Here is a 25,737-nt window from a genome sequence, read left to right on the forward strand (position 1 = left end):
ATCAATTACTGACAAAAATTTGCTCAAATAAACTTCGAGTAATTTCTACCATCAATCAATGAAAATAATTTCGATCGATCAATCAGTAAAAATCCACACAAGTTGTTCTTCATAATCTCTTAATGATCTTCTTGTTGGTTCGTCACCAGCAAGCTAGGTCGGCTATATTACTCTTTATTTCTAAAGAGTCAACCGGTAATTCAAATTATTTTTAAACTTCCTTTCTAAAACCCAACTTAATCAATTCAACCAAGTCATTGTTTTATCAGAAGTTTTAATCTTCATCACCGCCGATGGATGTGCATTCTACAGCATTTCTGATCCAACGCAACACCCTTTTCCATTTATTTTTAATTTTTCATTACGTTTGTTTATTTATTCTACTAAATTGAGTTTTTTTACTATTTTTTGAGCATAAAAGGGACAATATTTCCATATTTGTCCGTTAATTTATCTTTTTCATTTTTTTCTTGCCATTTTAAAGCTCGACAATCGACATATTCACAGTAGCCACCTTCCCCACACTCGATTTCGTCGTTAATTTTAATTTGATAGTTAAAGCTTCCTGCATAGCCAGCGCCGAGTCCAAATTTAAAATCCCCACGGCTCTGCGCCTGTATATGTATTTTTAGTTTGTCATTTTGGTAAATCCATTCAAATTCACGTGGTAAATACATTTTTTGCAAATTGGGGGTTTTAACCACAGGATAAACGCGCATGACTTTAAAGAACACGCCTTGGTCTGCCATGAACACTTGCTTCTGATTTAAATCTCTTAGATATAAACGTGAGCTCAAAATATTGTTATAGCGATCTCGCGTTTGCATAAAGATGATTTGACGCTGTCGGCTGAGGTTGATTACCTGATGGGTATAAAATGCTAAAGGTAAATATGCGAACTTGCGTATTTGTGCATAGGATAATACCGCCAGCTGATTTACATCATACATCTGGCCCTGAAATTTGATTTGACCTTCACATTGGCACATCACCGACCAATATTCAGCAAGACCTAATCTCAACTTAATTAAACACGAAGAAATATCGGTAGTTTGTACGGACAAATCTAAACTGAGTTCAGTATCTTCTCGATGGATTTGAAATACCGCTCCATCCCAACCAATCTGCTCTTTATCTCTAAATTTAAAGACGGTATCACTCAGACTACAGTCGTCTTTGATGGAATATGATTGTAATTGCCCAACCATATGACCGCTCACACTGGTCAATACTGTGGCTGTATTGAGTTCGTCTTGTTGAATGGACACAGGATTTTGAAAAGCGGGAATCTGAGGCTGACCGAGCCAACTTATAAAGTTAAGATAATGTAAGGGCGCAGGAAGATTCGGTAGACAGAGTCCATAATGGACTGAAGGGTAAGGCGTATTCGGCGCATGTAGATTTATTTTTTTATGTTGCATATCTGGAGCTTGATTCAATCGTCTTGATTGATCCAAGAAATCTTGAAATATCTGCATATCAAGCTCCTTTTCATTTTTATTTCATGTTTTAACTCATGCTTCAGCCTTTTTTGCCATTAAGGTTGTGACAAAGCCAGACAATGCATAAATTACTGAAATAATTAAAATACCCATTGGAATATTATACGTTACAGCAGCTAAAATGAAGACTATGATTGGCAACACCGCAAATGGAACACGGCGACGATCCACAGTTTTAAATGAATAGTATTTTACATTTGAGATCATCAATAGACCCACTGCAATAATCACTACCGCATTAAAAATCTGAATACCTGTTTCGCGTAAGTCGAAGACCGCAGGGATATCCATACCTACCCATACCAATGAAATAATCATAACGGCTGCGAGTGGACTTGCAACACCAATAAAATAACGTTTATCGACAACCCCAATTTGTACGTTAAAACGTGCCAAACGGAAGGCTGCACATGCTGTGTAAACAAAGCATGCTGCCAGGCCAATACGGCCTAAGTCATTTAGACTCCAGCTATACATTAAAATGGCAGGTGCAACACCAAATGCTAGCAAGTCCGACAACGAGTCAAACTGTTCACCAAAAGGACTTTGTGCGCCGATAGCACGTGCGACACGTCCATCCAAACCATCAAATAATGCTGCAAGGAAAATGGCATAAATGGCTTGTTGAAACTCACCATTCATACTGGCAATTATTGAATAAAAGCCGGATAACAACGCTGCAGTTGTAATCAAGTTTGGCCACAGATAGATCCCACGACGTTTCACTTTATGCCCTTCATGGGTATGCTCCTCTTCTTCAACTTCAAATGTAATGCCATCAAATGCATTTTCATCCTTTGAAGAAATTTCCCGCTCAGGTTTATTTGTATTTGTCATTGTTCGATCCTAACTGTGACCTTTCTTTTTCAAGTTTAAAATTATTCGCCAACCAACCAACGTACGGCTGCATGACCACCATTTTCATTCATACGAAGATGTGGGAACAACCATTGTAATGCTTCGTCCGCATCTTCAGAGAATTTCCAAGGTGGGTTAATCACCAATAAACCACAACCATTCAAACCAACTGGAGTGTCATCAGGCCACACACAAATTTCGCAAACCAACTGACGACGAATACCAGTTTTGTACATTTTCTTTTCAAAACGTTCAATCATCGCGCGGTCTTTAATTGGATACCATACCGCAAAAACGCCTGTCGGCCATTTTTTATAAGCAGCTACCAACAATTCTACAAGCTGTGGAAAATCTTTACGTTCTAATTCGTAAGGTGGGTCAATCATGACCAAACCACGTTTTTCTTTTGGTGGAATTACACCCAGTAAACCTTCGTAAGCATCACGCTCATGCAAGCCTGCACGTTTATCAAAAATATTGTGGCGCAATTGTTGGAATACATCGCGCTGCATTTCAAAAATCGTTGCCTTATCAGTTTCACGCATGCCTTCAAGTGCGAACCACGGAGAACCTGGATAAGCGCCTTTACCAAAGTTTTCACGCATTTTTTCAACAACTTTTAAATATTGTTGAACACCTTCAGGCGCATTGCGTTTAATTGAATCATCGAGCTTAACTAAACGATGAATACCATTTAAAAACTCACCTGATTTCTGTGCTTCAGAGGTCGAAAGATCATATTTACCTGCACCACCATGTGTATCTACATAGCGATAAGGTTTATCTTTTGCATTCAGTCGACTTAATAACTGAAGCAGCAAAACGTGCTTCATCACGTCGGCAAAGTTGCCTGCATGGAAATGGTGACGGTAATTCATGTTTCTTTAATTCCTAATATCAACGGACATTTTAGCATGAAAAATAGTTTCATTCCGATGGTATTCTTGCTCTAGAATACGTCACCTTTTTTTCCACAACTTTATGGATCGTATATGGAAACAGCCTTTCTCCCAAAGTCATGGCCGGTTGATCAAATCCTCGATGATTTAGATCAACACGGTTTTAGCATTATTGATGACGCTTATCCTGCAGAATATATACATGCACTTGTTGAAGAATGTATGTCAAATTTAAATAAATTCAGGGATGCAGCCGTACAAAATGGAGTCATCAGTAAAATTAGAAGTGATCATATTTTATGGATTAACGACACATTAGATGTCGCACAAGAACACGTTCAAGCCTTAGAACATTTATCAGAACAATTTAATCGCGCATTTTTTTCTAACATTCACGAAGTCGAAGCACATTTTGCTTGTTATAACGCAGGTGAATTTTACGCATTGCATAAAGATAATCCTCAAGGCAAAAATGGACGTGTCATTTCAGCAGTTTATTATTTGCATGAATATTGGCAAGCCGACTGGGGCGGTGAATTGCGCTTACAAGATAAGAATGATGTTTGGCATATTTTAGAACCTAAACCAAATCGCATTGCGTTATTCCAAAGTGACCTATTACACGAGGTACTCGAAGCTAAACATCAACGTTTATCGATTACGGCTTGGCTACGTAATGACAACTCGATGTGGTAATTCGAGATTCCTCCTTTAAATCCCTTAAACTATCCTCATATATGAGTCATTCATAGATGAGGATGTACCCGATGCGTCAAAACAGTCATAAAATTATTCAGCGTATTGGCGAAACCGATCAATTATTTCTACAAGGCAACAGCCCTGAACTTGCTCTTGAGCGTGCAGACTTACGCCTGCAATTGGTTAATTTAAGTAAGAACCATCAAGAACAAGTGTATTTTCTGCAAGAAGCCATTGTTCTACTTGAGCAAAGCCGGATTGAATTTGAAGAAATGCCGATTGAGCTATACATCAATTTGTCTGTACATTTAGCCAAAGCTTATATGATATTTTTTGAAATTACCCAAGAGCAGCGCTATGCCCTGATTACCCAGCAGATTATGAAACCGATGTCCAAAGCTGAACATGGCGACATTTACTTCTACTTGGCCTATGCCTCTGCGGTAAAACAGGAACCTGCGTTAACCCGCCACTGGTTAAATAAATACTGCAAATCTCAAGAATTCAAACTGACCACATTACTTGAGCATCCTGCATTTAATCCATATCGCCAAGAAGATTGGTTTGCAGAGTTACGCCAAAGCAAACTGCACTAAATAAAAAACACCTCTGAGGAGGTGTTTTTTATTTGTGGAAAAATGAAATCTATGCCGGCTGCAGCTTATATGCATCCATATGCAACTGTTGATTCAGCTCATCAATCCATATAGCCCAATCATCATCTTGTACTAAATGACTGATTAGAAAATCACGCTGCGCTTTATTCCAAAACGGCGCATCATGTAAATTTTCACTTGCAGCAAGCTGATGCGTACGCACGTATAACTCGATCGCAGCTGGACTGCTAGCTAACCCCAATTGAGAAAACAATAAAGCTAAGGATGGTTTATTTTGATTGAGCATCTCGCCCTCCTTATCAACTAATCTGTCATTTATTATTTAATTAACTTATATGATGAAGCTAAAAAAACCTAGCGTTAAAACTAGGTTTGTTGTTTCAAATTGTATTTAGATTTTGCATGATCCGGAAAGCTTATGTTCTGTATGCAATTGTTCATTTAAAATATCCACCACTATGGCCCAGTCATCATCTTTTTTCCAATGACTGATAATGAAGTCACGCTGTGACTTCGTCCAAAATGGCGCTTCATGCAATGGAACATCCATGGTGATTTGATGCGTTTCGATAAATTGATCAATGCCTTCCGGACTTGCATCTAACCCCAATTGTTCAAAAAATAGTTCCAACGTCGGTTGTTGATCAAACATTGCCGTTCTCCTCAAGCCAAAAACATTTCTTCCACTTCATAGTTATCTGTTTAATTGACTTTGTCAGTTGCAACTACATCTCAACGTGTTATTTTTTGTTCAAAACTTAAGCTTGGTATTTTTCGCAGGCCATAAAAAAGCACCCCAAATGGAGTGCTTTTTTTTATAATTTAATTTAAAAAATTAAATTATTTAACCATGTCAGCAACTGCTGCACGTTCTTCTTCAAGCTCGTTTAGAGTGACGTTGATACGTTCACGGCTGAATTCGTCGATTTCAAGACCTTGAACGATTTTGTATTCGCCATTTTCACAAGTTACAGGGAAACCGAACATTACGCCTTCAGGAATACCATAAGAACCGTCAGAAGGAATACCCATAGTTACCCATTTGCCGTTTGTGCCAAGAGCCCAATCGCGCATATGGTCGATTGCAGCGTTTGCAGCAGAAGCAGCAGAAGAAAGACCACGCGCTTCGATGATCGCAGCACCACGTTTACCAACAGTTGGAAGGAATACGTCTTTGTTCCAAGCAGCATCGTTGATTTTGTCTTTTAAGCTTTCGCCGTTTACATTTGCAAAACGATAGTCAGCATACATTGTTGGAGAGTGGTTACCCCAAACTGTCATGTTTTCGATGTCAGAAACTGCAACACCCGCTTTTTGAGCAAGTTGAGTTAACGCACGGTTGTGGTCAAGACGTAACATTGCTGTGAAGTTTTTCGCTGGAAGATCTGGAGCAGATTTCATTGCGATGTAAGCGTTAGTGTTTGCAGGGTTACCTACAACAAGAACTTTAACGTCACGGCTAGCAACTTCGTTAAGTGCTTGGCCTTGACCGATGAAGATTTCACCGTTTACTTTAAGAAGGTCAGCACGTTCCATACCAGGACCACGTGGACGTGAACCTACAAGAAGAGCGTAGTCAGCATCTTTGAATGCAACTTTAGGATCATCAGTACCGATCATACCTTCTAAAAGAGGGAATGCGCAGTCATCAAGTTCCATCATTACGCCTTTAAGCGCTTGTTGAGCTTTCTCAACTGGAATTTCTAATAATTGAAGGATAACTGGTTGGTCTTTACCCAACATTTCACCGCTTGCGATACGGAATAATAAGCTATAACCGATTTGACCAGCTGCGCCAGTAACGGCAACACGAACTGCTTGCTTCATGTAATTATCTCCAATTGAGGAAGGTCATAATGATTAAATAGCTGTTCTATCTAATCTTAATAATCATAAACGGCAAAGATTGTACTCCAATCTTTTGACGCTTGCATGTAAAAGAGAATGCTTTTCAACAAAAGTATGATAGGAAATATAAATAAAATGCAGAAAAAAGCTTAGAAAGAACCTTTAATTATGAAAGTTGCAGGACAATTTCCGACAATAGTCGTAGGGCAACTTTTATACTGCCCATTGTTTTTATAGCAAATTTTAATCTCGGTCAGTAAACTGCCACCACGGGTTTGCATACAGTTAAATTCAATACTTTGGGATACCAATCCGCTGTTCATACGCAACATTTTATTACGCAAGACATTGGCATGAATGGATTGGGTTTCTTGGCTAGTCAATTCATCTGGAATTTTTAGCTTATCTGCATGATTAATAATGGTTCTGAAATACTGACTAGCATTCATTGGGATACAGCCGCCGGTAGTGTGCCAAAGCGCCACGCGAGCATTTTCATCAGGCATAATCCGTGCAACCACTTTGGCTTGCAACGGAGAAAGTTTAGCTGAACTATTGGTGGTGCAATCACGGGTAGAAGTTTCTGGATATAGGCCCGTGATATTGAGTGAATAGCCTTCCAGACATTTACGTTTTTTACTTTTTAAAGGATCATAGGCGCAAACAGCTGGCACCATTTGTACATCCATCACATAACCATTAACCACGGGTGCTGCCGAAAGCACAGACACACCAAAGCCTGCACCAATGCCGATGAGCAGTGATGTCAGTATTCGATAAACAGGTCTAATGTTCAAGTTCGGCATTCATTATTTACCCATATTGCGCCTCAAAACAGGCGCGTTGCTTCAATGCTTATTGCGCATTCCGTAATGGAATCATTTGCATTCGTTTTTCAATCGATTGCGGCCCCTGACCCAATAAAAGGCCGTAATGGGTTGCATTGGTCATCACATGTTTTACATAGTCTCGAGTTTCCGTTAATGGAATCGATTCCGTATATTGGTCCGCTGCAATCGCTTGATACTCAGGCTGCCAGCGTCGAGCACGATTTGGACCCGCATTGTAGCCTGCAGTCGCTAATACTGGACTATTACTCAATTGACGTTGAATCATTGATAAATAGAAAGTGCCATAACGGATATTGGTATTCATATCCGTTAATGCAGCGGGGTTATAACTCTCCCCCATCTGACGAGCCACCAATTTTGCGGTGTCTGGCATAATTTGCATTAAACCACCGGCACCGACATGTGAACGTGCGCTAGTAACAAACCGACTTTCTTGACGCATCAAGCCATAAGCCCATGCAGGGTCAATACCTGCATTACGACTATGACTCACCACGTAATTTTGATGCGGCATAGCATAACGTAAAGCATAATTGTGCTGTTTAGTGGTTCGATCTGCTGCATAAATCGCCCGATCATACCACCCCATATCGGTTGCACGTTTAGCTGCGGCAAGAATCATGCCATCATCATGCTTTAAGTAGGCCTGACGCACTGCCCAGTTCCATTCACGGTTAATATAGCTGTCAGATGCATTAATATTGCGCAATGCAAAGGCACGACGGAAGTGAATATCCTGACTGAGACGCTGCGCATCTTGTGACGAAGGCTGCACATTTGACGGAATATTGTTATAAGACTGACCAATTTTGTCACGTGCTAACAAATTATGGTAATCATCGCCAGCAGCGAGCTTGCGATAAATTTCTTTTGCCGCACGTTTAGATGAGGCATCGCCACGTTGTTCAGAGGCGCGTGCTAACCAATATTGCCAACGATCTTCTTGCTTTTGCGAAACGCTCATCGCATCAATTGCACGAATGACACTTTCCCATGCGCCAAAACGAATGGCTTGTCGCGCATAAATCTCGGCTTCTTCTGCACTAAAAGGCAGCCCATAACTCAAATCAAGATAATTTAGAACTTCACGGTTGAAATTGTTTTTCATTACCGTTGTACCACCGATATACCCAACACTTCGGTATAGGGCTTTTTGCACATCGGCTGGTGTGCCTTCTGCTGCACGTTTCACCGAAGAAATCGCGCCATTTAAGTCGCTATCGGCCAAGCGACCCATCGCATAAATCAGGTATGCATGATCTTCAGCTGTGGCTTTGGGTGCAGACCATAAATAATTCAGTGGATTGGCTTGAATGGTGTTGAGTTGTGACAAATTAATATTTACGCCAATGGTTTGCGCAGTCGCAATCGCTTGTCCTGACTGACCCGCTCTTAACTGTCCCCACATCCGTTGATGGCGGTCATCTTGAGTCATTAAAGGACTCGACAGCATCATACGGCCCAAGCCCGTACACGAGTCAGGTTGTGAGTTTGTGGTCAACCATACATCTTTAAATTCTGCGTAAACCAGAGGGTCGCCCGACTTTGCGCGGACTTGAGCCATGGCACATGTTTCAGCACGGTCAGCATTAGTCACATATTGCAAGACAGGCTGTGCTGTAGCGAAATCAGCTTGTTTGACTTTTTCTTCAACATAATCTGCGGCTAATTTTTCTGCCATTGCCGAATTTGGATAGCGCTGTGCAAAATTAATAATGGCACTTGCTGGCTGTGAAGCCAAATTGTTATTCAGTAACCAATATTCTGGATAATAGCCCAAAACGTCATTTTGCATGGATGATTGATATTGTTGTAATAAACTAATATTGCCTGCATTCGCAGCACGTAAAGCATCGTTAAACTGCTCATCTGCAGCTTGGGTAAACGCAGAAATTCCGGAGAGCCCGACACTCAAAGCAAGTAATTTAGCGTAATTTTTCTGTTTAAAATTATGTTTTAACATCCACTTGCCTTCTTTCATGTCATTCTGCTCAGTTACAGCACATCGAACTTTGTTTAGGAATTAGTTTAATAATTCTAAACTCTGCATTGTGTTCTGTTATGTAACCTTATGATTAGCCAATATTAATTTTCAAACATTTTTGCTTCATAAATCAATATGGCAGAGTTGTAATTTTAGGCTGTAAGTTTCTAGTGAATTACTGCTAAAATATTGCCCATTCTTAAAATCCCCTTTTTGACCTCCGCAGCTGCACAATTCAATTGATTGAATTGTCTGTCAGCCACGTATGGTTATTGATTTTCATAAAATTCCTTTAGGAGCCTACATGACGGTTCAAACCTTCATCCCGAATAGTGCCCAAGCTGCCCCAGATAACACTGTTACCCAGCCACAGCACACCCCAGCTCAAGATGGAGCAGTGAAAAAACTGTACATCGAAACGCAAGGGTGTCAGATGAATGAGTATGACAGTCAACGTATGGGCGACCTTTTAGGTGATTCTCACGGCTATGTGCTGACAAACGATCCAAAAGAAGCGGATATTCTCCTGATGAATACCTGCTCTATCCGTGAAAAAGCACAAGAAAAAGTATTTTCTGAGTTAGGCCGCTGGCGCAAGCTGAAAGAAAAAAATCCTGACTTGGTGATTGGTGTTGGTGGCTGTGTTGCCTCTCAGGAAGGTGACAACATTCAAAAACGCGCACCGTATGTAGATATGGTGTTTGGTCCACAAACTTTGCATCGTTTACCGCAAATGCTGGATCAACACACTGAACAAGTGGTCAAACCGAAAAAAGAAAAAATTCAGTTGGTGGATATTTCATTCCCTGATATTGAAAAATTCGACTTTTTGCCGGAACCGCGTATAGAAGGTTTTAAAGCCTTTGTTTCTATCATGGAAGGCTGTTCTAAATACTGTTCATTCTGCGTAGTTCCTTATACCCGTGGTGAAGAGGTTTCTCGCCCACTCGATGACGTATTGGCTGAAATTGCCACTTTAGCTGAAAAAGGCGTACGTGAAATTTCATTACTCGGCCAAAACGTGAATGGCTACCGTGGTGAAACTTTTGAAGGGGAAATCTGTACCTTTGCAGACTTATTACGTTTAGTTGCTGAGATTCCAGGGATTGGTCGTATTCGTTACACCACATCGCACCCGCTTGAATTTAATGATGACTTGATTCAATGCTACCGTGACTTACCGCAAATGGTTTCTCACTTGCATCTACCAGTTCAAAGTGGATCGAATGACGTTCTACAAGCCATGAAACGTAACCACACGATTGATGTATATATCGATAAAATTGCTAAATTACGTCAAGTTCGCCCTGATATGCATTTATCTAGCGACTTTATTATTGGCTTTCCGGGTGAGACTGACGAAAACTTCGAAGAAACTTATCAATTTATCCAAGATATGGACTTCGATCATTCATACAGTTTCATCTACTCAAAACGTCCGGGTACTCCTGCTTCAGAACTTGAAGACACGACCCCTGAAGATGTGAAAAAAGAACGTCTTGCCAAAGTTCAACAATGGATTAAACAGTCCAGTATCGATAAAACTGATGCCATGCTGGGCACCATTCAGCGTGTCTTGATTGAGTCTGTTTCAGACAAAGATCCGAACTTGCTGATTGGTACTGCAGACAATACACGTTTGGTTAGCTTTATCGGTGATCCTGCATGGGTTGGGCGTTTTGCAGAGATTGAAGTGACAGATATTAAAACTTTGAAGTTTGTTTACGGTGAACTCTTGAATCTTGAGCCTGACGTGGCGTAATGTAAGCTTAATCGTCAGACCAATTTAAAGGAATTCTCTTGACTGCAGCGATTCGACGTACTGTAACTTTTGCTGGTATTCCACTTGACCGTTTACAAAGCATGCTCGGTGCCTATAACGGTCATCTCAAACAAATTGAACAACGTTTAGATGTCAAAATTTCTCATCGTGCAGATGCTTTTTTTGTCGATGGGGAAATCGATGCGGTAGAGAGAGCCGAAAGTCTCCTTCACCGTCTTTATGAAGAGTCCGAAACCAATCCACAGATTAGTGCGGACATTTTACACATGATGATTCAAGGCAGTCAGACTGACCGCGAAATTCAGGAAGATTTTTCTGAAAATGAGCATACTGGTTTAGACAATGTTTATCTACAAACCCGTAAAGGTCGGATCAACCCACGTGGCGCCAATCAAAAACGCTATGTACAGCGTATTTTACAAAGCGATATTTCATTTGGTATCGGCCCAGCGGGTACAGGTAAAACTTATCTCGCGGTCGCCGCTGCTGTAGATATGCTAGAACGTAATGAAATTCAGCGTATTTTATTGGTTCGCCCTGCGGTTGAAGCCGGTGAAAAACTGGGGTTTTTACCCGGTGATTTGAGCCAAAAAATTGACCCTTACTTACGTCCGCTATACGACGCTTTGTATGAAATGCTCGGTTTTGAAAAAGTCGCTAAACTGATTGAACGTCAAGTGATTGAAGTTGCACCACTGGCCTACATGCGTGGTCGTACCTTAAATCATTCTTTTGTGATTTTAGATGAAGCACAGAACACGACCCCTGAACAGATGAAAATGTTCCTCACCCGTTTAGGCTTTGGTTCTCGAGCGGTGATCACGGGCGACATTACACAGGTCGATTTACCTCGTGGTCAACAATCTGGTTTGGCACATGCCTTACGTGTGATTGAAAAAATCAAAGAAATTCATATTACTCGCTTCCACTCTCGTGACGTGGTACGTCATCAATTGGTTCAAAAAATTGTTGAAGCCTATGAGGGATGGGACAGCGAACAACATCGCCTTACAGCTGAACAACGTGCAGAACGTAAAGCACGTCAGGAAGCCTTGGTGGCGGACAATGATGCTAAAGCTGATGGGCAGCATCAAGACGAAAACATTTAAGGATTCATTTTGAAACTTAATCTCTCCTTGCAGCAAAATTTTCAGTCACCTGAATTGGTGGTGAAACGTGCGCATATCAAAAAAGTCGTGGAAACGGCTTTACGTCATATCGATACACAAAGTGATTGTGAGATCGGTATTGCATGTGTGGACAATGACGAAAGCCACAAATTGAACTTGGAATATCGTGGTAAAGACAAACCGACTAATGTGTTGTCTTTTCCGAGCGATCTCCCGGATGAAATGGCAGCAGTTTTAGACTCATTTCCGATTGGCGACTTGGTGATTTGTATTCCTGTGGTTCTTCGTGAAGCACAAGAACAAAGCAAAGCACCCCTGACCCACTTTACGCATATGCTGGTACACGGTACGTTGCACCTCATGGGCTATGACCATGAAACCTCTGATGAAGATGCTGAAGAAATGGAAGCGTTGGAAATCGAGATTTTAGCCAAATTGGGTTTTGATAACCCTTATCTGGAAAGAGATTAAGAACCCAAAAAGCGAGCTACGGCTCGCTTTTTTTATCGTCATAAAAACCAAGGAAGGAAAGATATGCAATATGTCGTGATTTTTAAAGCACGCATTTGTACGCTTGATGAGCCGTATTTTTCGACTGCACAGCAGCTTAGAGACAAAGCTTTGACACACTTTAACTGTCAACATTTTGAAGCGCTGACAGAGGGTGAGCATGAAATCGCCCTTTCCTACTGGAATACATTAGAAGACATTCGAGCTTGGCAACAAGATGCACAACATCTGGTGGCGCAACAATTGGGGAAAAACCAATGGTATGCGAGTTTTAGCGTCGAAATCTGCGAAGTTTTGCGACGCTATCGCGACTGAATTTTAACGCACCTCAAATTCTGCTTCTGCAGGATCGAAGCGCCAAGTACGCACAATACGAAGTTCTGAGATGTCTTTCATTTTGGCATCAAACAAACCAAAAGGTGCCGCCTTACGCACAGAGGTTTTTGCTGCTTCATCCAATAAGCTTGAACCTGAACTTTCGATCAAACGAATGGCACGAATCCCGCCATTACTGTTCAAAATAACCATTAAGCGTACTTCACCGCGAAGCTGCTGCTGTTTTGCCGCTTCAGGATAATAACGGTTGCCATAAAACTCGACTTTTTCGCGAAATTTTTCCATGTAAGCAGCAGAAACATCTTGCTTGGCTTGAATACCATCAATGGTTTTAATTTTTTGCTGACGGCTAAAGTTTTGCTGACGTTGTAAATATTGAGCTTCGATACTCGCCACCATCGCAGCCTTGGCCTGAAACTGACTATTCAACTCCTCAACGGCTTTTTTACGACTGTTTTCTTCAGCTTGTTTTTGCCAACTCAAGGTTGTCATCAACACTTTGTCTTCAAAGCTCAGCTCTTTCTTTTGTTGCAGTTGTTCTAAAGCTTCACTTTTTTGCTCACCGGCTTTTTGTTCAATCATCGGTGCAGGCATGTCACTCGACATACGATGCGACTCACGGAATGTCCCCGAGCCCTGCTGATCGGCTTGTGCTAAAAAGTCTGCATGTTCAATTTTTTCCGTCGTAGGACGTAAAGAAACTGCAATTTCTTTGGTGTTATAATCCGCCTCTTGGGGCATGGAAAATTGCATGGTTAAAAAAGCCAAATGCAACACAGCAGCAAACGCCAATGCAGTTGCAAATATGGGATCTTTCCACCACTCTTTCATCAAGGGCATGAACGTTATTTTTTTCAGCATCACATTAAACCGACAATTTGCCGCATTCCCCAAACTGCTTAAAACAGTATAAAATAAAACTCGTATTCATTTTTTGATGAAAACGAGAAATCCATCAACACATAGATAATGCACAATTAAAATCATGAAAATGGTGCAATTTATTTTGCTAAACTGCAAGATCAAAACCTTGTGTTTTTATAGAAATCGACAAGATAAACATCGTTAAAAAACATAATTTGTCAGGATGCACTTCTTATGCAAACGCTAGTTTCCAATATCGCTAAACGTATACGCCAAGTGTACCAAAAAGCTGAAGGATTTATTGAAGATGAGCGTGAATTCCCAATGTCTCAAGTGTTTTTAAATGCGACATTTCAGCGCTTTGTGACCGATAATGTGAAAATGCTCAAAGACTTGCATGCTGACCTGCATGATGACTGGCTTCGACTGTATGCCACATTGGATTATAACGGGCTGATCATAACACTCTCTGTTGATTTAAAACTGGTACAGATGGAACTCAACAAACAAACGCAATTGATCGTATTTGAACAAATTAGTGATACACAAGTGATTGAAGCGAAGTATCCAAATGTTCTGTATAAGATGGGCGTGCGCATGGCGTTATGGTTCTATCAAAAAGTACTCAACCAAGATCCATTGGGTATGATTTTGGAAAAGCTCAATGTGATCAAAGTTAAAGATGATTTACTGTATTTAGACCTGAATCGCTGGCTCGGTAAAAGTCGATCAATTATCGACACACTGGGCAAAGTCCATGTCAACCATGCTGTTTTACGTGAGGCCGAATTGGTGGTGATTGGTAATGTTAATTTAACCGCATTGTTCACCAAGATGTCGCAAGAACGGATGGAAGACTGGGATGATTCAAATTTAAAAGACGATGAAGTCACGCCTATAAAGCAAAAGGAAAGCTAGACTTATCCTGTACTTAGACATCTTGAACTTATAAAAACGCTACACAATATATACATTAGGCACGGATTTGTGACGTGATTCTCCACAATCCAGCCGCATAATAAACATATCAGGTGGTTTAGCCCACCGCACTTCTATTGAATAGGAAAACCATACTTATGGCACATTCAGTTTTGAAAAATTTAGGTCTTGTTGCTGGGGTATCGACTACACTGCTTTTGACTGGTTTCTCAAGTCAGTCATTTGCCATGAGTCCATTCCAAGCAAGCTACCAGTTTAATTACAACGGCAAAAACTTGGGTTCTGCAACACGTACCCTAAAACAATCTGGGAATAACTGGACGTATGTTTTCGCAGCAAAAGCTGGTGCGATGGCCTCTGCAACTGAAACCAGTCGTTTTAGTTTAAATGGCAGCCAAATTCACTCGAACAGCTTTAGCCGCAGCAGCAAAATTTTGGTGCACAACAACACCATGAACATCAATTTTAATGCTGGCGCAAAAACCATTAATACCAAAAAAGATGATAAAGCACGTTCATTTGCGTGGAAATCAGGTGTGTTAGATGAACTCAATGCTGAATTGCAAATTCGTGAAGATTTAAAAAATGGTGGTTTGAAATCGAATTACTACATTGCCGATGCCAAAGAGGTTGAAGCTCGTAAGTTCGTGAAACAAGGCACTGAAAAAGTGAAAACCACTTATGGAACTTTTGACACCGTTAAAGTCGTGATGCGTCATGACAAACCAGGCCGTCAAACGACTTTCTGGTTAGCGCCAAAACTAGATTATCTACCTGTCAAAGTTTCCCACCAAGACAATAAAACCTCTTACGGTTTATTGTTAACGGGCTATAAAGGTGCAACAAATTAATTGATTTGATCAATTTCGCTTGCATTTTTCACGGTGCTTTTTAAAATACGCTTTTGCTTTAAAAAGCACCTGCCCCTCGAGGATTCTCCCGTGCACGCTCTGGAACAGAAAATCTTAGCTGAAGGTATCGTTCTCTCTGAAGAAGTTCTGAAAGTCGATTCTTTCCTGAACCACCAAATTGACCCTGTGATGATGCAGCAAATTGGTCAAGAATTTGCCCGTCTTTTTAAAGATGCTGGCATCACAAAAATCATTACGATTGAAGCATCAGGTATTGCACCTGCAGTAATGGCTGGTCTTGAACTTGGTGTTCCTGTGATTTTTGCACGTAAATATCAATCTTTAACCTTAAAAGATGATTTGTATCGCTCAAAAGTGTTTTCTTTCACCAAACAAACTGAAAGCACGATCGCGATTTCTAAAAAGCACATCAATGCTGAAGATAAAGTTTTAGTGATTGATGACTTTTTGGCCAATGGTCAAGCGGCTTTAGGTCTTGCAGATCTTATTCATCAAGCAAGTGCTGAAGTATTGGGTATCGGTATCGTGATTGAAAAATCATTCCAACCTGGTCGTGATATTTTGCTTGAAAAAGGCTATCGCGTTGAATCATTGGCACGTGTGAAATCACTGGCGAATGGTACAGTTGAATTTGTTCGTGACTAAGTTTGTGTTCAAAAGAAAAAAGAACACATCAGGTGTTCTTTTTTTTTGCTAAAAATTTGCCATTAAGGTGACATAAAGCGCACTTTTTAACGCCTTAGTTACAAGCAGACAAAACATCGGTGTGCAAAACTCGATAAAATTCAGGAAAATCGTTGCATTTGATCGAATGGGTCAACTACTCATCTGTCAAATTACATTATGCTGCACCATAAATTCGGCCACTTTATTTTTTAAGGCTATGGAAAGTTATGAATACAGAAGAGCAAAACATGGAAACGACAGTTAAATGTCCAAAATGTGGATCAACCCATATTGAAAAGCGTAACCATGAACAAAACTTACAAAAAATTGGTGGGGTCTTACTCAGTGGTGCAGGAACTGCTGCAGGGACTGTCGGTGGTGCGGCATCTGGCGCATCTATTGGTGCTGCGATTGGTGGCGTGACTGCTGGCCCACTTGGCGTGATTATGGGCGGAACCATCGGGACTTTTGTTGGTGCAATTAGCGTCGGTATCACAGGCGGTTTTCTCGGACACCGTTTTGGTAAAAAAGCCGGCGTGATCGTCGATCAAAATATTTTTCTCGACTACCAATGTTTAGATTGCAAACAGCGCTTTGAAATTGAGCAACAGCCTGAAGACGCTGCAAAGACTTCGGATCAAGACTAATTTGGATATAAAAAAAGAGCGCATCAGCGCTCTTTTTTTATAGGTTATTGTTTTTCTAATATGTATTTCTAGTCTATTGAAATGCTATTCGAAAACCATGGCGAATCAATTATTTTGAAACATCAGTTAAAGATTTTGAGTCCACTTTAACTTGATCTTGTTTCGCTAAAAATTCTTTTTCTTCGGCTTTTTCTCTTGCGGGAAATCCATACTGTATAAACTGGCATTGCCGTACACAAGGAAGATGCAGCCAATACGGAACACAGGAAAGTCATTAGAAAATTAACAATAGACATCACCCCCCCTAAGAAGAAATTTAAATACAAATCATGTAATCAAAAAATAAAAAATCGCGCCCAAAGACAGAGCAATATTCGACTCGAAACCATCACTGAGCAGGCTGTATTTAAAAACTTTCAATATATTGTTGATATCATTTATTTTTAATATTTCAGTAATGGTTCGACAGATTTATTTTTATATTTTGGGCGGTATACAACGACATAAATAAAAAGACGTCACACGTAAATAAAGCAAGAAAAGTGCAATATTTAAGCCTTTTCTTGCTCGTTCGCTACAAAGTTAGCGCAACTTCCTAGATCAAGTAAGTATCAAATCAACTTTTTGACCACTTCGCCTAGGCGTTTACCCTGCTCTTCACATAAGTTTCGCTCATCTTGACTCAATGACTGATCATGGCGCGGACCACTGACATGGCTTGCACCATAGGGCGTACCACCCGTTTTGGTATTCGATAATGCAGGATGGGCATTACTTAAACCCATAACCATCATTCCATGATGGAACAAAGGCGGCAGCATGGTCAGCAAAGTACTTTCCTGTCCGCCATGCATTGAACCTGAACTGGTAAACACACAGGCAGGTTTACCATGCAATGCGCCATTGAGCCAAAGCGCTGTGGTTTGATCCCAGAAATATTTCATTTCCGACGCCATATTGCCAAAACGTGTCGGTGAACCAAGGGCTAAACCTGAGCAATGCGCTAAGTCATCTAAGCTACAGTAAATATCGCCTTCGGCAGGAATACTGGGCTGCACGTCAGTCACCACAGCGGATAAATTTGGAACGGTTCGTATTTTTACCGCCATTCCAGACGCTTCAATTCCATTGGCAATCAAATGTGCCATCTCACGTGTTGAACCATATTTGCTGTAATACAGCACTAGTACATAAGCTTGCGTCATTTTTATAAATTCAATGAAAAAAGAAAACTATACGGTATTTTTCCTATTTTTTGGTTAAGCTAAGTGATGAAAATTGCATAAACATGACTAAAATAACTCGAGACTTGAACGAATGATCGAAGCATTTTTAAAAAAACTTCCCTTTTACGACAAGAAATGGTTTCAGTTTGTTTTATTTATCATTCGACGTTTTGAAGCCGATCGCTGCCGTGAACAAGCAGGATCATTAACCTATACCACCTTGTTTGCAGTGGTACCCATGTTGACCGTATTCTTGGTCATCATCTCCTCAATTAAAGCTTTAGAACCTGCTCGTCAACAGCTTCAACAATTGATTTATAGTAATTTCCTACCGAAAACGACGATTGCTTTCGATAAAGCTCTAAATGCCTTCACCGATAAATCCAGTAACCTGACTGTTATTGGTGTACTGTTTTTATTCATTACCACAGTTATGATGCTGACCAGCATTGAGACAGTATTTAACCGAATTTGGCGGGTGCGTGAGACACGTGGCGGCATTATTGGCTTTATGCGCTATTGGACTATTATCTCATTAGGCCCAATCTTACTGGGTAGCGCATTTGTTGTGTCATCTACCTTGGCCTCTATGAATGTCCTCAGCAATAATTTTGCCGGCTATGAACTGGATGGGGCTTTTCTGCTGTGGATCTTGTCTTTTTCATTGACCATTTTAGGTTTTTTCATTCTGTATTGGACGATTCCCAACCGCAGTGTGCCGATTAAGGCGGCGCTGATCGCGGGTGTCTTTAGTGCGGTGGTCTTTGAACTGCTCAAAAACCTCTTTGGCTTTGTCATGTCAAATTTCACCAGTTATCAAATCGTTTATGGTGCATTTGCTGCGGTGCCAATTTTCCTGCTTTGGATATTCCTTTCATGGAATATCGTGCTGATTGGGGTAGAAATTAGTTATGCACTGACCGCTTTCAATTCGGGCAACGACCAAAAACGTCATCCTGTTATTATGTTGATGGATTTGCTTGAATTATTTTATAAAAAGCAAAAACTCGGTCAGAGCGTGACAGAAACAGAAGCACTTGAGGTTTTAGGGCGTGACGAAATCGGCCGCCTGCCAAGCTATATTTTATTGTTTGAAGAGCAACACCTGATTAAACGTACAGATGATGATCATTATGTTTTAGTTCGTAATTTAACCCAAGTGGACTTTTGGAGTTTTTACAGTAAGCTGCCCTATCCGCTCCCTAAACGGCAAGATTTAGGTCGCGTCGATCCAGATGATTTTTGGATGGAAAAAATTGGGCCGCAATTGGTCGAATCGGATGATTATCTTGCGGCCAAACTCTCGATTCCACTTGCGACTATTTTTGAAGAAAAATAAGCGTAAATAAAAAAAGGAGAGCCGTAGCTCTCCTTTTTTATTTATACATGATCTTAGGTCGCTGTGCGCTGACGTCCCATCAATTTAGCTAACCATCGATGCAAGGTTACCGTCATCACCCCGACCATTACTAAGGCCGTCCCCAAGATAAAGTTCAGTTCAATCGTTTCGTTTAAGATCAATACAACAAAGACCAGACCAAAGATTGGGGTAAGGAATGAAAATACGCCCAGACCATTGGCCAGATATTTACTTAACAGCCAAAACCACAACATGAGGCTGAAAAATGAAATAATGAGCACATGAAAAATCATGCTGCTGATGGACAATACGGTCCAATGTACAGTCATTTGTCCTGTCAGCCACGCCACAGGTAATAAAAACACACAACCACCAACTAACTGATAAAACAAGGTCTGAGTCGGAGGTGCATCAGAGAGTTTGGTGAGTCTTAATGAAATGGTGGTCAAGGCCCACATCACCCCAGCAAGTAATGCCATCGCATCACCCAACGGGGCTTGAGTGTTGACTGTAGTACTACTTTCACGTCCCATAAACGACAGTACTATTCCTGAAAAGGCAATAAAAATACCGACCCATTGGATCGCTGTAAGCTTTTCTTCAGGCAACTTCCAATGTAAACCTAGTGCCACGAATATCGGTGCGGTATAGAGCAAGACAACAGTATGTGATGCAGAGGTATAGCGCAGGGATTCTGCCACTAAAATAAATTCAGCTGAAAATAAAAACGCCAACCAGATACCCGGTAGCAAGTATTCGCGTGTATATAAATGTGTTCCCGGCTTGAGACGAATCAGTGGAAAGACCAACAGCGCAGCCAAACCCGACCGAATGGCAATTTGCATGATCGGCGCAATATCAACCGCGGCCAATTTCAAAATGACCTGTTGAATCCCTAAAATCATGCACAAAATAATCATCAGACCAGAAGCTTTTGCATCTAGCGCCTTACGCTGTTCCTTACTATTTACTCGGCAATACGACAAGCAACACTATAGAACTGTCAGAAATAAAATATATACTTCAAAATAGACAAGTGATCTTCTTATTCAGGCAAAATTTCTCATGCGTCATAAAGCTCGTGTAGATCATACGCAGTTGCAACAACTTCCCACCAACGATGAAATTCAAGCAGCGCTGTGGATCAGTTTTCGTGACGATCCTGCACTGTCTGTTTATCCCGTTCATGGGCATGCTTGGGGCGAGTTTGTCTATGCCTTTAATGGCGTAATGGAAGTGAACATCAATCAGATAGACTATATTACTCCACCGCCTTATGGCATTTGGCTTCCTCCACATTTAGAACACAGTGGTTTAAATCGTACTGCGGTTTCACATGGAACCTTATATGTACATGAATCGCTATGTACTCACTTACCGAAACAACCGGGGATTTTACTCAGCTCGCCCTTAGTCACTGCGATCTTCAGCCATTTGCGTCTGTTGCACCAACAAGCCGACCTCTTGGAAAATACCGCCGAATATCAACGCTTACTCCATGTGATCTTAGATCAACTACATCAAGCCAAATTGGTCAGTAGCTATTTACCGCATTCGGAACACCCTGCCCTCAAACAACTGCTTGATTATTTACATCAACATACTGCAGATCAGAGCGCGCTTGAGCAATTGGCACAGCGGATAAACATGACGGAACGTACTCTGGCACGTTATTGTCAAAAAGAACTTGGGATGTCGCTGCATGAATGGCGACAACGCCTCAAAGTCATGAAAGCCATGTCGATGCTCAACGCAGGTCAAACCGTCGAAAATATTGCTTTAGAACTTGGTTATGCCAATGCCTCGGCGTTTATAAATATGTTTAAAAAATGGATGCTTTGCACCCCAGATCAGTTTAGAAAATCTGCCTTAAAGCCCTAAATTTGTTTAAATTTAGCTATAAGGGTCTCTATAAAGTGATTCAACAATCCGCTAAGATCAAAAAATCTACGAAAAATGATAATAATTCCATTTCAAATGAATAAAAAAACCATTTTAGCGCTGTGTTTATCTGCCGTATTTTTAATGGCTTGTAGTTCCAAAGAACAGCGTGAATTTAAATCCGCGCTCAAAATAGCTCAAAGTGGTGATGCGACCGCACAAATGAAAGTGGGTGATTTATACCTCAGTGGAACGGGCACAGAACAAAATATCGAACAAAGTGTACATTGGTACAAAGCTGCTGCGGATCAAGGCACTACGGACGCATTCGCATGGTTGATGACCCAAGCTTATCAAGGTAACCCGCATGCAGATCAAGTGATTAGAAAGATGCAGCAAGATGGCAATATTTTCCTTGCACACTGGGTGCTAGACCTTGCAAAAAAGACTCATGATCCTGCTGCTGAATATACCGTTGGTTGGATGTACGACACTGGAAAAGGCTTAATTCAAGATAAGCACCAAGCGCAAATTTGGTATGAAAAAGCAGCCAAACAAAAGAATGTCGAAGCGATCAAAGTCTTGGGAAATCAACACTATTTTTCTGAACATCCTTCGTCAACACCCGACAAAGCAGCTGAATATTTAAGCTATGCCGCAGAACAAGGGCAAGATGCTGACGCGGCGATGAAAATGGCACATTATTATCATTATGACATTCGTGATGGTGAAAAAGCGCGACAATGGTATGCCAAAGCAGGTGCATTGGGAGACACCGACTCAAAGTATATGGCCGAGACCTATGAAGCATGGAAAGAGACAGGCCCTTTACAACCCAATGAACCACCGCCAAGCAGTCATGAATAGGTCAATCAAAAAAGGCTGCATTAAGCAGCCTTTTATTTATATTTAGCCCACAGATTATTTGACAAAGGTTGTCCAGATATAATCCTGATTTTTTCCTTTCAGCGTCATTTTCAACTGCTCACCTGACTGTAGTGCCGCGACACCTGCAGGCGTACCTGTCATGACCACATCACCCGCTTCAAGACTAAACACTTGGCTAATATCTGCCAACAAAGTACCCACATCAAAAATCAGCAATGCAGTATCACCGTTCTGACGCAGTTCATCATTGACATGCAAGGTGTAATGCACATTTTTCCAATCTTGAACCACCTCTTGGACATCGACCCAATCCGCAAGGATACAAGAACCATCATAAGCTTTGGCACGTTCCCACGGCTGACCTTTTTTCTTTAAGTCATCTTGTAGATCACGCAAAGTCAGATCTAGGCCCAAAGTCAAAGCTCCAACTGCTTCTAAGGCTTTGAGAGGATCAGTTTCAGCCGATAAAGGACGATCAATACGTAAACTTAATTCGCATTCATAGTGACAACTGCCCCATGCAGGATTCCATGAGATGCCTTGGTCTAATGCGGTTAATGCACTTGGCGGCTTCATAAAAAGTACAGGACGGTCAGGAATTGCATTGCCTAATTCTTTGGCATGATCTGCATAACTACGACCGACGCAAACAATTTTAGATGGACGTGACTGCATACTACTCCCTCTTTTGTTATGAATAGATTGTCTTAGTGCTGAAAAGTATTGGTAAAAATCGCTTGGTCCGCAGTATTTTTAAATGCACTTTTCGGCACAATAATCACGGTTTTATTTTTCAGTTCAAGCATATAGGTCAATTTGCCTTCAGCAAAATTTGCCACTTCAGCATAATGAAAGACATTCTTACGACCATTGGCATGAATTTCTGCATAGTCTTGAAATAAATCAATACCTTGTTCACTTTTGCCTAATTGGTATTTTACAAACTGGCGTTTAAACATCATCGGTAAAAACCAATAACGCATGATGCCTTGAAGGAGTAAAAAGAAAGCACCCAGACCAACATAGTAGGCACCGACACCATTTACACCTAAGTAAAAACCCCAGATGATAATCCCAAGGCTAATGGCTGGCGTTAAAAAACGCGTAAATTGCTTTTTGCCAAAAGTTGCTAGTGCAAAACCATCCTGTGATTCTTCTAGATTTAAAAAATAGCGCAGCGATAATGCAGGTAGATTTTCAGACATAAGCGTATGAATATTTAAAAATGAATTGCGCTAAATACTACACCACAATTCAAACTTGCTTCATGCTTTTTAATGGTCGGTTGTAACACTTCACTACTTCCCTTCCATCTAGAAATACGTTAAAAACAGCAACAAATAAAAGATTGCATACGCAGGATGTGACATGCAGATAACAAAAATAATTATGGTGCTGATGTTTTTGACTGGACTGAGCATATCGACCAGTTGGGCCAAATTCGTTCAATGGCAACCCCAGATCCCCAGTAGTTTGGACTTGTTTAATGGCAATGCCAAAGCCTTGGCAAATCTTGCCGGTGATCACATCGTGATTTTTGCACATCCTTCACAGCAAATTAGTCTACCCACGATGAAAGCAGGTAAAAAAGTCATTGGTAAATTTCAAAGTGCCGCCGTGGTTGTCCCAACCAACAGCAAAAATGTGGCGAGATTACTCAGTAATTATCCAAACTACGCCGGCTTATTTCCCACGCTAAAATCTGCTGAGGTTTTGCAACAGCAAGGTTCAACCAGCCAAGTTGAATACCGCATCCATATCCCGACACCTATTCCGGTTTTAAACTTTAAAGAAACCGTGGTGATGCAGCACCAAATTGATCACAACAGCATTAATAGTTTGGTTCTACAAGCACCGGTGCCCTTTGGTGCAGGGAAAATTGAATGGTTTGAGATCGATGCACAACACACCTTGATTAGTGTGACCCAATGGGGCGATTTAAATCAGCCCAAAGGTTTTTTGTTTAGCAAAATATTAAATGCCTTACCCGATGCCAAATTAGGGATTCCTGCGGGAACCAATGGTTTTTTACTCGAATCATTACAGCGCCGATTTAAAGCCTTTAGTAGTGAAACTCTCGCTGCAAATCAATTGCCTGAACTCAAATTAAATGCCTCTCAACTCGACAAAGTCACCCAATTAAGTCAAAGCTCGAAAGAACCTGTGTCCTTTATTTTGGCAGCGCAGCGCGTTCCCTTTGGGCAAAATTATGAATTGATGCGCTTTAGCACCAGTTTTCAATATTATGCACAAGAGCCTTCGAGCTTACAGCGCTGGATTAATGTGTCTTCGTTCAAGCACTTATTTCCAAGACAAGTTAAACATATGCAAGTGCAGAAAATTAATCCGCACCTCATGGATGCCGACTATAAAATTTCGGTGGGTTTAGGTGTGATCAATATTCCATTTGATTTTAAAATGCGTTTTAACTATCCCGACTTACTGCAAAATCAATATACCGCAACCGGTGGAGACCTAAAGTTTGTCCGAGGTGCAATGCATATTCGCCCCTTACAACAAGGTTCGTTATTACAATTGACCAGTGCGATGAAGATTGATGACAAAGCGCCTTTTTTACTTCGTGCTATGCGCAGTATGCCGTATCACGACATGCTGCCGGCTTTAGGCGGCAATACAGTCTTTGCACTCAAAGTTAAACAGAAGTTAAATTAGAACCTTAATTGATAAGCTGAATTTATTGGTTTTAGCTATATTTCAGACACAAAAAAACCGCAACATGTGCGGTTTTTTCAATCTTGATCAAGTTGGTGCGCTCAGAGAGATTCGAACTCCCGACCCCTTAGTTCGTAGCCAAGTGCTCTATCCAGCTGAGCTATGAGCGCGACGTCTTGATGAGGCTCATTATACGTGATTTTTATTTTTTGTTAAGAGCTTTTTCATATAAATTTAACCAAACGCACAGCAAATAAACAATTACCCTTTAAACACGCTAAAAATCAGCCAGATTTACTTTTTTAATGGCTTTTTCATCACAAGTTTGGAATTTAAACTTAGCAATACTCATGTATAAATGCTCAAGATAGATAACAAATCTATCGCCATCATTGAATCGCGGCTTTAACTCACTCAATTCTTTTTTAAACTTAGATTTAAAAAAATTGCATCACTATGAATATCTGAAAAAAGGGTTATCTATAGAAGATAAGCAAAATTGAAATTTACTGATGGGTAGTTTTATGAAATAGAACGCTTAATAGAATCCAAAAAAAAGACGGCAATATCAAAGCGATAAATCACAAGCACAAAAAAACCGCAACATGTGCGGTAATTTTTTCAAGTTGGTGCGCTCAGAGAGATTCGAACTCCCGACCCCTTAGTTCGTAGCCAAGTGCTCTATCCAGCTGAGCTATGAGCGC

Annotated in this window: 27 protein-coding genes and 2 tRNA genes; 14 read left to right on the forward strand and 15 right to left on the reverse strand. The window is 40.8% G+C overall.

Annotation, left to right across the window (positions count from 1 at the left end; translation table 11 throughout):
• Window positions 1-401: 401 nt before the first annotated feature.
• The 3 genes from FTU22_RS02970 to FTU22_RS02980 are packed head-to-tail and all read right to left on the reverse strand — an operon-like array spanning window position 402 to window position 3,238.
• A complete protein-coding gene (locus FTU22_RS02970) occupies window positions 402-1,478 on the reverse strand; it encodes a DUF6670 family protein (RefSeq protein WP_180092950.1) in 1,077 nt (358 codons plus the stop codon).
• Between the two features lie 36 nt (window positions 1,479-1,514).
• Complete coding sequence (pssA, locus tag FTU22_RS02975; protein ID WP_078192422.1) at window positions 1,515-2,339, reverse strand: CDP-diacylglycerol--serine O-phosphatidyltransferase; 825 nt, start codon at window positions 2,337-2,339, stop codon at window positions 1,515-1,517.
• Window positions 2,340-2,380: 41 nt separating this feature from the next.
• Window positions 2,381-3,238, reverse strand: coding sequence for a 23S rRNA (adenine(2030)-N(6))-methyltransferase RlmJ (locus FTU22_RS02980; protein ID WP_078189232.1), 858 nt, complete (start codon window positions 3,236-3,238; stop codon window positions 2,381-2,383).
• Between the two features lie 114 nt (window positions 3,239-3,352).
• Between FTU22_RS02980 and FTU22_RS02985 the strand changes: the two genes are divergently transcribed.
• Together FTU22_RS02985 and FTU22_RS02990 are read left to right on the forward strand one after the other, a co-directional pair.
• On the forward strand, window positions 3,353-3,955 hold the full coding sequence (locus FTU22_RS02985; protein ID WP_111885952.1) for a 2OG-Fe(II) oxygenase: 603 nt from the start codon (window positions 3,353-3,355) through the stop codon (window positions 3,953-3,955).
• Between the two features lie 71 nt (window positions 3,956-4,026).
• The gene (locus FTU22_RS02990; RefSeq protein WP_180035684.1) at window positions 4,027-4,554 is read left to right on the forward strand and encodes a hypothetical protein; all 528 of its coding nucleotides are present in this window, start codon (window positions 4,027-4,029) and stop codon (window positions 4,552-4,554) included.
• 49 nt (window positions 4,555-4,603) lie between these two features.
• Here the strand turns inward: FTU22_RS02990 and FTU22_RS02995 are convergent, their stop codons facing one another.
• The 5 genes from FTU22_RS02995 to FTU22_RS03015 form a co-directional block, all read right to left on the reverse strand.
• On the reverse strand, window positions 4,604-4,861 hold the full coding sequence (locus tag FTU22_RS02995) for a DUF2789 family protein (RefSeq protein WP_078189234.1): 258 nt from the start codon (window positions 4,859-4,861) through the stop codon (window positions 4,604-4,606).
• A 105-nt stretch (window positions 4,862-4,966) separates the two neighbouring features.
• On the reverse strand, window positions 4,967-5,227 hold the full coding sequence (locus FTU22_RS03000) for a DUF2789 family protein (RefSeq protein WP_078192425.1): 261 nt from the start codon (window positions 5,225-5,227) through the stop codon (window positions 4,967-4,969).
• 188 nt (window positions 5,228-5,415) lie between these two features.
• A complete protein-coding gene (locus tag FTU22_RS03005) occupies window positions 5,416-6,402 on the reverse strand; it encodes a malate dehydrogenase (protein WP_078192426.1) in 987 nt (328 codons plus the stop codon).
• Window positions 6,403-6,572: 170 nt separating this feature from the next.
• Complete coding sequence (locus tag FTU22_RS03010; protein ID WP_180092952.1) at window positions 6,573-7,229, reverse strand: ribonuclease I; 657 nt, start codon at window positions 7,227-7,229, stop codon at window positions 6,573-6,575.
• Between the two features lie 49 nt (window positions 7,230-7,278).
• Window positions 7,279-9,255 carry a lytic transglycosylase domain-containing protein gene (locus FTU22_RS03015; RefSeq protein WP_180092954.1) on the reverse strand — a complete coding sequence of 659 codons (1,977 nt, stop codon included), beginning with the start codon at window positions 9,253-9,255 and terminating at the stop codon, window positions 7,279-7,281.
• Between the two features lie 307 nt (window positions 9,256-9,562).
• Here FTU22_RS03015 and miaB point away from each other — a divergent pair, with 307 nt between their 5' ends.
• The 4 genes from miaB (at window position 9,563) to FTU22_RS03035 (ending at window position 12,996) form a co-directional block, all read left to right on the forward strand.
• A complete protein-coding gene (gene miaB / locus FTU22_RS03020) occupies window positions 9,563-11,020 on the forward strand; it encodes a tRNA (N6-isopentenyl adenosine(37)-C2)-methylthiotransferase MiaB (protein WP_180092956.1) in 1,458 nt (485 codons plus the stop codon).
• Window positions 11,021-11,058: 38 nt separating this feature from the next.
• Complete coding sequence (locus FTU22_RS03025; protein WP_111885944.1) at window positions 11,059-12,150, forward strand: PhoH family protein; 1,092 nt, start codon at window positions 11,059-11,061, stop codon at window positions 12,148-12,150.
• Between the two features lie 9 nt (window positions 12,151-12,159).
• Window positions 12,160-12,642 (forward strand): rRNA maturation RNase YbeY, encoded by a 483-nt coding sequence (gene ybeY / locus FTU22_RS03030; protein ID WP_078192431.1) that lies wholly within the window; start codon window positions 12,160-12,162, stop codon window positions 12,640-12,642.
• Between the two features lie 63 nt (window positions 12,643-12,705).
• The gene (locus FTU22_RS03035) at window positions 12,706-12,996 is read left to right on the forward strand and encodes an antibiotic biosynthesis monooxygenase (protein ID WP_180092958.1); all 291 of its coding nucleotides are present in this window, start codon (window positions 12,706-12,708) and stop codon (window positions 12,994-12,996) included.
• Between the two features lie 3 nt (window positions 12,997-12,999).
• Here FTU22_RS03035 and FTU22_RS03040 read toward each other — a convergent pair whose 3' ends face one another.
• Window positions 13,000-13,857 carry an energy transducer TonB gene (locus FTU22_RS03040; RefSeq protein WP_218955001.1) on the reverse strand — a complete coding sequence of 286 codons (858 nt, stop codon included), beginning with the start codon at window positions 13,855-13,857 and terminating at the stop codon, window positions 13,000-13,002.
• 258 nt (window positions 13,858-14,115) lie between these two features.
• Here FTU22_RS03040 and FTU22_RS03045 point away from each other — a divergent pair, with 258 nt between their 5' ends.
• From FTU22_RS03045 to FTU22_RS03060, 4 genes are all read left to right on the forward strand, one after another.
• Window positions 14,116-14,799, forward strand: coding sequence for a hypothetical protein (locus FTU22_RS03045; RefSeq protein WP_111885941.1), 684 nt, complete (start codon window positions 14,116-14,118; stop codon window positions 14,797-14,799).
• A 158-nt stretch (window positions 14,800-14,957) separates the two neighbouring features.
• Window positions 14,958-15,671, forward strand: coding sequence for a DUF3108 domain-containing protein (locus FTU22_RS03050; protein ID WP_180010540.1), 714 nt, complete (start codon window positions 14,958-14,960; stop codon window positions 15,669-15,671).
• Between the two features lie 90 nt (window positions 15,672-15,761).
• Complete coding sequence (locus FTU22_RS03055) at window positions 15,762-16,337, forward strand: xanthine phosphoribosyltransferase (protein ID WP_078189246.1); 576 nt, start codon at window positions 15,762-15,764, stop codon at window positions 16,335-16,337.
• Between the two features lie 269 nt (window positions 16,338-16,606).
• The gene (locus FTU22_RS03060; RefSeq protein ID WP_180093188.1) at window positions 16,607-17,005 is read left to right on the forward strand and encodes a hypothetical protein; all 399 of its coding nucleotides are present in this window, start codon (window positions 16,607-16,609) and stop codon (window positions 17,003-17,005) included.
• Between the two features lie 611 nt (window positions 17,006-17,616).
• On the opposite strand, the gene wrbA is transcribed toward FTU22_RS03060, so the two are convergent.
• Window positions 17,617-18,210 (reverse strand): NAD(P)H:quinone oxidoreductase, encoded by a 594-nt coding sequence (gene wrbA / locus FTU22_RS03065; protein WP_180059183.1) that lies wholly within the window; start codon window positions 18,208-18,210, stop codon window positions 17,617-17,619.
• A 112-nt stretch (window positions 18,211-18,322) separates the two neighbouring features.
• Here wrbA and FTU22_RS03070 point away from each other — a divergent pair, with 112 nt between their 5' ends.
• On the forward strand, window positions 18,323-19,570 hold the full coding sequence (locus tag FTU22_RS03070; RefSeq protein WP_180092962.1) for a YihY family inner membrane protein: 1,248 nt from the start codon (window positions 18,323-18,325) through the stop codon (window positions 19,568-19,570).
• A 53-nt stretch (window positions 19,571-19,623) separates the two neighbouring features.
• Here FTU22_RS03070 and FTU22_RS03075 read toward each other — a convergent pair whose 3' ends face one another.
• Complete coding sequence (locus tag FTU22_RS03075) at window positions 19,624-20,511, reverse strand: DMT family transporter (RefSeq protein WP_180059199.1); 888 nt, start codon at window positions 20,509-20,511, stop codon at window positions 19,624-19,626.
• A gap of 145 nt (window positions 20,512-20,656) precedes the next feature.
• Here FTU22_RS03075 and FTU22_RS03080 point away from each other — a divergent pair, with 145 nt between their 5' ends.
• A complete protein-coding gene (locus tag FTU22_RS03080; protein WP_180092964.1) occupies window positions 20,657-21,472 on the forward strand; it encodes a helix-turn-helix domain-containing protein in 816 nt (271 codons plus the stop codon).
• Window positions 21,473-21,568: 96 nt separating this feature from the next.
• A complete protein-coding gene (locus FTU22_RS03085) occupies window positions 21,569-22,339 on the forward strand; it encodes a tetratricopeptide repeat protein (protein WP_180055993.1) in 771 nt (256 codons plus the stop codon).
• Window positions 22,340-22,393: 54 nt separating this feature from the next.
• Here FTU22_RS03085 and FTU22_RS03090 read toward each other — a convergent pair whose 3' ends face one another.
• Together FTU22_RS03090 and FTU22_RS03095 are read right to left on the reverse strand one after the other, a co-directional pair.
• Window positions 22,394-23,035 (reverse strand): fumarylacetoacetate hydrolase family protein, encoded by a 642-nt coding sequence (locus tag FTU22_RS03090; RefSeq protein WP_180055992.1) that lies wholly within the window; start codon window positions 23,033-23,035, stop codon window positions 22,394-22,396.
• 32 nt (window positions 23,036-23,067) lie between these two features.
• Window positions 23,068-23,565: a YcxB family protein gene (locus tag FTU22_RS03095; protein ID WP_111885932.1), complete on the reverse strand. Its 498-nt coding sequence runs from the start codon at window positions 23,563-23,565 to the stop codon at window positions 23,068-23,070.
• A gap of 184 nt (window positions 23,566-23,749) precedes the next feature.
• On the opposite strand from FTU22_RS03095, the gene FTU22_RS03100 reads away from it, so the two are divergent.
• Complete coding sequence (locus FTU22_RS03100; RefSeq protein ID WP_373886239.1) at window positions 23,750-25,033, forward strand: SRPBCC family protein; 1,284 nt, start codon at window positions 23,750-23,752, stop codon at window positions 25,031-25,033.
• Between the two features lie 93 nt (window positions 25,034-25,126).
• On the opposite strand, the gene FTU22_RS03105 is transcribed toward FTU22_RS03100, so the two are convergent.
• A tRNA-Arg gene (locus FTU22_RS03105) sits at window positions 25,127-25,203 on the reverse strand.
• Window positions 25,204-25,660: 457 nt separating this feature from the next.
• Window positions 25,661-25,737: transfer RNA gene (locus tag FTU22_RS03110), tRNA-Arg, on the reverse strand.

Source organism: Acinetobacter sp. YH12076 (assembly GCF_013419525.1).
Lineage (GTDB): Bacteria > Pseudomonadota > Gammaproteobacteria > Pseudomonadales > Moraxellaceae > Acinetobacter > Acinetobacter amyesii.